Below are 10,594 nucleotides of genomic sequence, written 5' to 3'. Positions count from 1 at the left end.
GGTTGTTTATTGTAGTCCATCAGCACAAAAATTTTTAGATAATTTTGATGACAATAATTTGAATATATCAATTTTCAATATTATTCATGCTAATGACCGTCAATTAGTGAGACATACTTTACAAAAAGTAGTTGAAAATTCATCAGAAAAAGAATATATCAAAGAATTGAAAATTCAAAATGAGCAACACAAGTGGCAAATATTTGAAGCAGTATTTACTAACTTAACTTCGGATAGTTATATAGAAGGAATAGTTGTTAACTCTCATAACATTACAGACAGAAAAATAGCAGAAGAAAAACTACTGCATGATGCTTTCCATGATTCCCTAACTCAATTACCTAATAGGGCTTTGTTTATGGATAGAATATCTAATGCTTTGGCTAGATATCAGAGACATTCTCAAGAGAAGTTTGCAGTAATTTTTATAGATTTAGATCGGTTTAAGATAGTTAATGATAGTTTAGGACATTTAGCAGGAGATCAACTAATTATAGAAGTAGCTAATAGACTTAAACAAGATATGCGGGATGATGATAGTGTAGCCAGGATGGGAGGAGATGAATTTGCTATATTATTGGAATATGTTAAATCTGAAGAAAATGCTGAATATGTAGCTCAAAGAATTCAACAATTGTTACAGTTACCATTTTATATTAATGAGCAAGAAGTTTATACTAGCGCTAGTATTGGTATTGTTTTACCCAATAAAGATTATAAAAGTCCTACAGATATCCTTAGAGATGCAGATACAGCTATGTATCGTGCTAAAACTTTAGGAAAAGCTCGTCAAGAAGTATTTAATACATCAATGTATGCTGATAATTTAGCACAACTTAAGTTAGAAATAGACCTGAGACAAGCTTTACAACGCAATGAATTAGAGTTATTTTATCAACCAATAATTCTACTAGAAACAGGTTTAATTTGTGGCTTTGAAGCATTAATTAGATGGAACCATCCACAACGAGGAATGATTTCTCCAAATGAGTTTATTCCTATAGCAGAAGAAACAGGATTAATTATCCCAATTGGTTGGTGGACTTTGCAACAAGCTTGTCAACAAACTTATAATTGGCAACAAGAATTTTCTCTTCAGTCTTTAACAATTAGTGTTAATCTTTCTGGTAGACAATTTTCTAAATCCGATCTTGTAGAACAAGTTAATGAAATTTTATCTCGTACTTGTTTAGATCATCATAGTCTGAGGTTAGAAATTACTGAAACTACAATAATGGAAAATGAGCAAATTGTGATGGGAATATTATCAGAATTCAAAGCGATGAATATACAGTTAAATATTGATGATTTTGGCACTGGTTATTCTTCATTAAGTCGTCTGCGTAATTTTCCTATTGATACTCTGAAAATTGACCGTTCTTTTGTTATGACAATGGATGCTGAATCACAAAACCTAGAGATTACAAAAGCAATTATTAGTCTGGCTGCTAATTTAGAAATAGATGTGATTGCTGAAGGTGTAGAAACAGCTACTCAACTAGCTTTGCTGAGAGACCTTAATTGTAAATATGGGCAAGGATACTTCTTTTCCAAACCTGTTGATAGTTCCCAAGCAACTAAATTAATTGCCTCAGCTAAAAAATGGTAAACTAAAAGTTATCTTATTTAATCTTTTGACTATAGCATTTTTCAACTTACCAAAAAATTAAGGTATAAAGCCTCTCCATTCATGGAGAAAAAAGCGGTTGTTTGCGGAGCAGTCCGTTAGGATGGGATGGCGTTAGCGCAGCGGGTCCGTAGGAGCGGGTCTCCCGCTCTTAACAGAGCCGCTCCGCTTTATATGTCGCGCAGCAAAACGCCATATCCAATCAACCAAGAGAAGAACAAAAATCCTTGAGCACCAATCCTCTTTTTTATAAGAATAGGTAATTCTCAATTCTCAATTCTCAATTCTCAATTCTTGAATCAGGTACAGTTGTTTTTTTCTTTTCTATTACCGAAAAATTGTGGGTATGTGCCTCCCTTTTTAAAGGGATAAAAAAAGAGACTATTCCTTAATATCAAGCCTCCTTATTCCAGAGGTACTGATAACTGATAACTGATAACTGAAATGATTACCTAACCCAAATTACTGCTCCCTACTCCCTAAAACAAGCCAATTTTGTATTTCACCAATATGGGAATTGCTATATATTAGTAATATAGCACTATGGATTAAGGTTAGGACATTTCTAAATCCTGTTAGCGGAGCTTTTCCCTATACGAAAAACCCTTTATGAGTTTACTATTCCCTATTCCCTATTNCCAATTTTGTATTTCACCAATATGGGAATTGCTATATATTAGTAATATAGCACTATGGATTAAGGTTAGGACATTTCTAAATCCTGTTAGCGGAGCTTTTCCCTATACGAAAAACCCTTTATGAGTTTACTATTCCCTATTCCCTATTCCCTATTCCCTATTCCCTAGCGCGTAGCGCTATACAATATTAAAACTAAAATGAACCTATGCCAGCAAAAATACTGGTTGTGGATGATGAACCATCCTTTAAATCAATAATTAAGCAAAAGTTCAGAAATAAAATTCGCAAAAAAGACCTAGAATTTATTTTTGCTTCTAACGGTTTAATAGCTCTGGAACAGTTACAAGCTGAACCAGACATAGATATTATATTAACTGATATTAGTATGCCAAAAATGGATGGTATTGCCCTACTATCTACTCTTTCTGATATTAATCATCCTACACTTAAAACAGTAATTATTTCTGCTTCTAGCGATTTAGATCTTGTCAGAAAAGCCATGAATTTAGGAGCATTTGATTTCTTAACTAAACCGATTGATTTAGAAGATTTAGAAATTACAATTAATAAAACTTTAAATTATGTTCAAAGGTTAAAAGATGCTCTAAAACAGGAACATTTAATAGAAGCAGCTCAAAAGTTATATGACAGTGAAAAAAGACTAGAAAAATTCTTAGAAACTTTGCCAGTAGGAGTATTTGTAGTTGATGCTGATGGTCAACCTTTCTACACTAATCAAACTGCACAAAATATCTTTGGTAAAGGGATAATAGCTGAAACTACTCCAGAGAAANAAGGTTAAAAGATGCTCTAAAACAGGAACATTTAATAGAAGCAGCTCAAAAGTTATATGACAGTGAAAAAAGACTAGAAAAATTCTTAGAAACTTTGCCAGTAGGAGTATTTGTAGTTGATGCTGATGGTCAACCTTTCTACACTAATCAAACTGCACAAAATATCTTTGGTAAAGGGATAATAGCTGAAACTACTCCAGAGAAAATTCCCGAAATTTATCAACTTTATTTAGCAGGAACAGAAAAATTTTATCCTTATGAACAACAGCCAATATTTAAAGCTTTAAAAGGAGAAAATGCTAGAGTTGATAATATGGAAATTCGTCAAGGGGAAAAGATAATTCCTGTGGAAGTATCAGCAAGTCCAATCTTTGATGATAATGGTAAACTAATTTACGCGATCGCTACTTTTCAAGACATTACAGAAAGAAAAAAAGCTGAAGCAGAAAGGATTCAATTTACTAAACAATTAGAACTTAAAAATACTGAATTATCTAAACTTAATCAATCATATAGTCGCTTTGTACCAAAACAGTTTCTCCGATTTTTAGGACATGAAAGTATTGTAGATGTTTCTTTGGGTGAATCTGTACAAAAGAAGATGTCAATTTTATTTTCTGATATTCGCTCTTTTACCACCCTTTCAGAAACCATGAATTTAGGGGAAAATTTTAAATTTATTAATTCCTATCTTTCCCGTATGGAACCTTTAATTACTGCTAATTATGGTTTTATTGATAAATATATTGGTGATGCTATTATGGCACTATTTGGTAGGTGTCCTGATGATGCTGTTCAAGCTGCTTTAGGAATGCTTTTAGAATTAAATAAATACAACATTCTTCGGAAAGGATATAATAAATCACCTATCAAGATTGGGATTGGAATTAATACAGGTTCCTTAATGTTAGGAACAGTTGGTGGAATTAATAGAATGGATACTACTGTGATTAGTGATGCTGTAAATTTAGCTTCTCGTCTACAAGATTTAACTAAAGTTTATGGTGCTTCTTTAATTATTAGTCAACATACCTTTTTTCAGCTTAAAGATTATACGAAATATAATTACAGGTTTCTTGGTCAAGTTCAAGTTAAAGGAAAAAAAGATGCAGTATCTTTATTTGAATTTTTTGATGCAGATCCGCCCGAACTGATCGAATTTAAAACACAAACTAAAACCTTATTTGAGCAGGGGGTTATTAGTTACTATTCTCAACAGAAGGAACAAGCTACTGAAATATTTCAGAGAATTATCAGTTTAAATAATCAAGACAAAGCTGTTTATTTCTATCTTGAGGAAGAAGGAAGAAGGAAGAAGGAATAAGGAATAAGGAATAAGGAATAAGGAATAAGGAATAAGGAAGAAGGAAGAAGGAAGAAGGAAGAAGTAAGAAGTAAGAAAGAAAAATCTTAAATATAGTCCGGTGAAGAAGTAAGAAGTAAGAAAGAAAAATCTTAAATATAGTCCGGTGAAGAAGTAAGAAGGAATAAGGAAAAAGATTTAAGAGAAGGAAAAATCTTAAATTAAATATAGTCTGGTGACGAAGGAAGAAGGATTTAGTTATCTAGGAGAGAAGCTTTAAGAGAAGGAAAAATCTTAAATTAAATATAGTCCGGTGAAGAAGGAAGAATGAAGAAACAGGAAGAAGCTTTAAGAGACGGAAAAATCTTAAATATAGTCCGGTGAAGGAGGAAGAATGAAGAAAAAGGAAGAAGCTTTAAGAGAAGGAAAAATCTTATATCAATTACTAAAAGTAACGCTACGCTTCAGCTATGCTTTAAAAGTTAAATAGTCACCAAGGTTGAAAGTCTTTTTTTGACAATTATTAATCAGTCAGTATTGATTGTTTCTACTTTTAGTTTTCCCCCCACTCCCCACACTTCCCACACCTCCCTACCCAATTAGATATAGCATTATTTTTAAGAAATGGTATTACAAATACAGGACTTACGCAGAGATACCATATATAGAGTTCAAAAACTATAACGTTATAGTTTTGAACGCTACATAGATGGTCTTTGCGTAAGTCCTAATATACTCCCGTGAAGGAAGAAGACTTTAGTTATCTAGGAGAAAAGCTTTAAGATCAGGAAAAATCTTAATATAGTCTAGTAGGATGTGTTTCGCTGTCGCTCGCAAAAACTCCCCACACTCCCCACACTTCCCATACTCTCCACACTTTTTTAATCACTACCTAAAATACTTACCAATAAAGCTTTTTGAGCGTGCATTCTATTTTCTGCTTGCTCCCAAACTCGCGATCGCTCTCCTTCCATAACTCCATCAGTAATTTCTTCATCTCGATGTGCTGGCAAACAATGTAAAACTATCACATCATCTGCTGCATTTTCTAACAATTTTTCATTTACTTGATAAGGTTGAAAAATAGGAATTCGACTATCGGCTTCCCCCTCTTGTCCCATACTTGCCCAAACATCAGTATAAAGCACTTGAGCATCCTTAACTGCTACCTGGGGATCTTCAGTAACTATAACTTCACTTTTACCATTAGCAATAGTTTTTGCTTGCTCTACAATTTCCCTATTTGGCAGATAATTTGCTGGAGTTGCTATTCTGACATTCATTCCTACCATGGCACAACCTAATAGTAAAGAATTTGCCACATTATTACCATCACCAAAATAACTTAAAGTTATTCCATCTAGCTTACCAAAACATTCTTGAACCGTTAATAAATCAGCCAATATTTGACAAGGATGTTCTCTATCTGTCAGAGCATTAATAACAGGAATTTTTGCATAATTGGCAAAAGTTTCTAAGTCTTTTTGTTCAAAAGTACGAATCGCTAAAATATCTAAATATCGGTCTAAAACTCTAGCAGTATCAACCAAAGGTTCTCCCCGACTAACTTGAGTAACATTAGGATTCAAATCAATAACTTGACCTCCCAATTGATACATTGCCACAGTAAAACTTACCCTAGTTCTTGTCGAAGCTTTAGAAAATAAAAGTCCTAATACTTTATTACATTTAAGATTAATTTTACCAGATTTTAGTTTGCCTGCTAATTGTAAAAGTTCTGTTAATTCATCAGAATTTAAGTCGGCTAAACTTAATAAGTCTCGTCCTTTTAATTTATCCATAATTTAGGGAATAGGGAATAGTGGAAGAGAGGTTAGTATTAAACTGTACCTCTTTAGGGAATAGGTATGGAGGGAAGAGATATAGTCATTTTAAATAAGAATGAAACATTTTTTTTAGCTGAAACTCTTTGACAGTAGCAACTCTTTGTCTCACTCTAAACTAAAATGACTATATTAGTATTAAACTCTACCTCACTATCCTCAAAGGAACTGGAATAAAAATTTTTTATTGTTCTTGATGAGGATAGTTTGACACTTCCCAAGTATTTATAGCCAAGATTTTAGAATGTCTTTATTAAGTACCTAGATATAATTAATTTAATATTTGGAGAACGTAGAGAATAGATAATCAGTTTTGTAGCTTTTTTATTTGCCAATAAATTTATTTCTTGGTTGACAGTCGAATTGTAATACAAANCTACCTCACTATCCTCAAAGGAACTGGAATAAAAATTTTTTATTGTTCTTGATGAGGATAGTTTGACACTTCCCAAGTATTTATAGCCAAGATTTTAGAATGTCTTTATTAAGTACCTAGATATAATTAATTTAATATTTGGAGAACGTAGAGAATAGATAATCAGTTTTGTAGCTTTTTTATTTGCCAATAAATTTATTTCTTGGTTGACAGTCGAATTGTAATACAAACCCAGTTTCTTATTAGGATCTAAAACGTTACAGAAACCGGGTTTGTCTGAGCAGATATCAATATTGTCAAATTTTAATACAAACCAGGTTTCTTATTGGCATCCTACCTACCCGAAAGTATTAAGAATAGGCAAAATACCTATCCTACAAAACTATTAAAATTATCTCCCATTTATCTAACGCCCAAAAAATTAAATATTAAACTTCTTCCTTCTCTCCTAGATAACTAAAGCCTTCTTCCTTCTTCCCTCTTCCTTCTACTATAAATTTTCAATTACCTTATCAATCAAATCATAACCTTGTGCCACTGTTTCTACCTTTGCCAACTGACCCCGCAACTCACCTGCTCCCGGAAAACCCTTAGAATACCAAGTCAAATGCTTACGAGCCTGCCGAATCCCGCGATCGCCTTTATATTCCCATAATGCTTGTAAATGTTCTTTAGCACATTCTAGTTTTTCTACTGCAGTCGGTGATACTTTTTCTACACCATTTTTCAAGAAATAATCAATTTCTCCCACCAAAAAAGGATAACCCAAAGTACCACGGGAACACATTACCCCATCTGCTCCAGTTTCCTCCAAACAACGTATTGCAGCATCCACAGAAAAAATATCCCCATTAGCAATAACTGGAATAGAAAGTATTTCCTTAACTTTTGTAATCCATTCCCATTTTGCCGGGCCATTATATCCTTGGGCACGAGTCCGACCATGTAAAGTTAACATTTGGGCACCAGCATCTTCCATTCTCTTAGCAAATTCTAGAATATTAATTTCCTTATTACTCCAACCAATTCTTGTTTTTACAGTAACAGGAACAGGTACAGCTTTTACGACTTTACTAACAATTTCTCCTGCTAATTCTGGCTGTCTTAATAAAGAAGAACCCCCACCATTTTTGGTAATTTTATTAACAGGACAACCCATATTAATATCAACAGTATCAGCTCCTTCTTTTACTGCCATTTCTGCTGCTTCTGCTAAGAAGTCTGGCCGACAATCAAATAATTGAATACTTATTGGTCGTTCATTATTATCAACCTCCATTATTTGAGGTAATTCTTTTACATAATGTAACCCTGTCGCATTTACCATTTCAGTGTACATCATGGACTCTGGAGCATGACGACGTACTAGACGACGAAATACTAAATCTGTTACTCCTGATAATGGTGATTGAAGTACGCGACTTTTTACTTCAAAGTTGCCAATTTTTAGTGGAGTAGATAATTTTTGTTTTAATTCAGGAGATAGAACAGTCATTTCAGTTATTAGTTATTAGTTATTAGTTATCACAGATTGGATTTATCAGGAAATATAAAAAGGGAACAGTTCAGCAAAAAACACTGCGGAACAATTAATAATTAATAATTACCCGTCCTCAATAATTAATACAAAGGGAGGCTTTAAACATTAATTGTTGAATGAATAATTAATTATTGACGCTTCAACTCTTAATTATTAATTATTCGGTAATAAGAAATAAGAAATCAAGACAATTATTTCTCACTTAAAAATCTAGGAATATATGCACCTTTCCACCTCTAGTATTTACCGGATTTTAATCTTTTGAAGTCTTACCTATTTTAGATTTTAGTCACTCTAAGCTCTCTTAATACTTGTTTTACCGAATAATTAAGGTTTAAAGCGTCTTATGATCAAGGAGAAACATGAATTTATTTTCCTTTTATTCAATCCTCTTCCTAAAAGGAAGAGGTAATTATCCATTATCCATTATCCATTATCCATTATCCATTATCCATTATCCATTATTGAAAAACAGTCTCTCAGTTAGCCTTCTGCGGAGGAAATTCTTTAACAGTAACCTCTCGTTTTAGCTGGAGGCTTGATAAATACTGAAGTTTATTTTTTTTCATCCCTCTAAAAGAAGCAGGAGACCTTATTTTTTCTGTCATTAATAAGTACCTGGACATAATTAATTTAATATTTGAATGAGGTATAAAATAGGAATGAGGTAATCATAATTATCACTAATTAAGAAATACTTGAAGAAGGAAAAAAGGGAAATTTGATGGGGATTCAAACCACATCCAATTGTAGGAGACACTGACAGTTACTTTATAAGCATTCAGCATTCAGATATCAGCTTTATTTCCTTGTCTTAAAGGAAATAAAAATTTAGAGATTTCATAGAATTACAAAGTATGGGTAAAAATCCATCATTTAACCTTAATAGTCTATCAAATCACATCATTTAAAAAGCTGTTTCGCAGCATTCCGTAGGAATATCTGACTGCTAATAGCTGTTTGCGCAGCATTCCGCAGGAAATGCTTACGTTACCTTGAGATATTAAACTTATCAGGGAAAATATAAAGAATTTTATCTACTTACTTACTAATATTTTATTCTAGTTTGGCAAAAGCTAGACAAAATTAGAAATATTGAGAAATAAATTTACATTTTACATCAGGCAAAAGCTTTTAACCAATGTAAATCATCCATACTAAAAAATCAAGTTATTATTGAGCAAAGTATCATCTTTTAATATATAGCCATCTGATTTCAATTGTGAGAAGATTGTATTTTTTAGGAAATAGGCAATAGGGAAGAAAGACTAGACTTTTTAGGAATAGTCAAATTCCGACTTCTAATTCCTGACTACTATATAGTAGTTCTCAGCCTTGATGAGGTAAAGTATTTTTTTCTCCTCCTTCCCTACTTCCTACGGATGTTATACCAATTTTATAAATGTTTGCTACAAATACTAATAATGTTTCTAGTAGTCAATAGTCAGTAGTCAGTAGAAGTAGTTATTATTATCATTTTTTTTACCTCAAACAATCTATTTGAACAAATATAGCAATCCTATTTTATTTGTGGCAAAAATCTTGCCGCTTTTTAGGGAACAGCGGTGCGAACCCGCGTCGGCAAAAGACGCAAGGGAATGGGCACCAAGAGAGGGAAAAGGGAAGAGGTGAGAGTTTCAACTTTTTTATTTACTTTTTAATTACCCGCAACCTATTTATGATTTTTATAGCCATCTGACTTAAACTATTTTAGTTGACTAAACTCTTCGTCAAATTCTTTTTTCAAATTGGTATTACATGGAACATTCCCAGCTACTTCCTAAAATTTAAAACTTGTATATATTACCAATTTCAGCAACTCTATGTTATACATTTTATAGTGGTAAATTTTGTATCAAAATTACATTTTGGAGCAGTATCATGGAAATGTTTCAAAAGGCAGTATCTATACTAGCTTTTTTATCTATCGGCTTCTCTTTAACAGAAGCATACCTCAAATCAAATCAAATTTGGAAGCGAAAACATGAGCGTTTAGTAGTAGAAAGTATATCTGTTACGGCACAATTAGTTTCTTTATTTCCCTTATCTGTTTTTTCACTTAACTATCTTTTTGAAAGACAATATGTAGGTTTAATAGACAGTACAATATTTGCTAGTTTGGCAGTTTTCAATATAATTGTAGGAATGTCATTCTGGGTTCCTGGAGAAAGAAAAAAAGGATTCTGGACTTTAATCAAAGAAACCCTTAATTTTGAAAGAAAAGAAGCTGGAGATTTAGCTAAATCATTTTTAAAACCTTCAGGAGCTAAAAAAATCATCAATATTTTAAGTCAGATAGCTATGATTGATGAAGTGCTTGACCCCAGAGAACAAGAATTTATTCAATCATTTACTGACCATTGGGATATTAATTTTTCCTGGGAAAATTTAACTACAAATAAAGGGGCAGATGGTGCTATAAATATGATAAATTTACGTCAGGATGTCACTGATTATTTAGCAACTTCTCC

General features: G+C 32.6%; 5 protein-coding genes and 1 pseudogene. 4 read left to right on the top strand and 2 right to left on the bottom strand.

What is annotated here, in order from left to right; translation table 11 throughout:
* From AFK68_RS25400 to AFK68_RS25390, 3 genes and pseudogenes are all read left to right on the top strand, one after another.
* On the top strand, window positions 1–1,609 hold a 1,609-nt coding region (locus AFK68_RS25400; protein WP_094676131.1), incomplete at its 5' end, for an EAL domain-containing protein.
* 862 nt (window positions 1,610–2,471) lie between these two features.
* Window positions 2,472–3,059, top strand: a pseudogene (locus AFK68_RS25395) (response regulator); the annotation flags it as partial.
* Between the two features lie 35 nt (window positions 3,060–3,094).
* Window positions 3,095–4,384, top strand: a complete 1,290-nt coding sequence (locus AFK68_RS25390; protein ID WP_094676127.1) for an adenylate/guanylate cyclase domain-containing protein — start codon at window positions 3,095–3,097, stop codon at window positions 4,382–4,384.
* A gap of 860 nt (window positions 4,385–5,244) precedes the next feature.
* Here the strand turns inward: AFK68_RS25390 and argF are convergent.
* Together argF and dusB are read right to left on the bottom strand one after the other, a co-directional pair.
* Window positions 5,245–6,165 (bottom strand): ornithine carbamoyltransferase, encoded by a 921-nt coding sequence (gene argF, locus AFK68_RS25380; RefSeq protein ID WP_094676125.1) that lies wholly within the window; start codon window positions 6,163–6,165, stop codon window positions 5,245–5,247.
* 908 nt (window positions 6,166–7,073) lie between these two features.
* Complete coding sequence (dusB, locus tag AFK68_RS25375; RefSeq protein WP_094676123.1) at window positions 7,074–8,078, bottom strand: tRNA dihydrouridine synthase DusB; 1,005 nt, start codon at window positions 8,076–8,078, stop codon at window positions 7,074–7,076.
* A 1,926-nt stretch (window positions 8,079–10,004) separates the two neighbouring features.
* Here dusB and AFK68_RS25370 point away from each other — a divergent pair.
* A partial coding sequence (locus AFK68_RS25370) for a hypothetical protein (RefSeq protein ID WP_143438242.1) occupies window positions 10,005–10,594 on the top strand: 590 nt, incomplete at its 3' end.

It is taken from the genome of Hydrocoleum sp. CS-953 (assembly GCF_002260545.1).
Classification (GTDB): domain Bacteria; phylum Cyanobacteriota; class Cyanobacteriia; order Cyanobacteriales; family Microcoleaceae; genus Trichodesmium.
The sequence above is the reverse complement of the archived record's forward strand: the minus strand, read 5'-3'. Positions and strand labels throughout refer to the sequence as shown.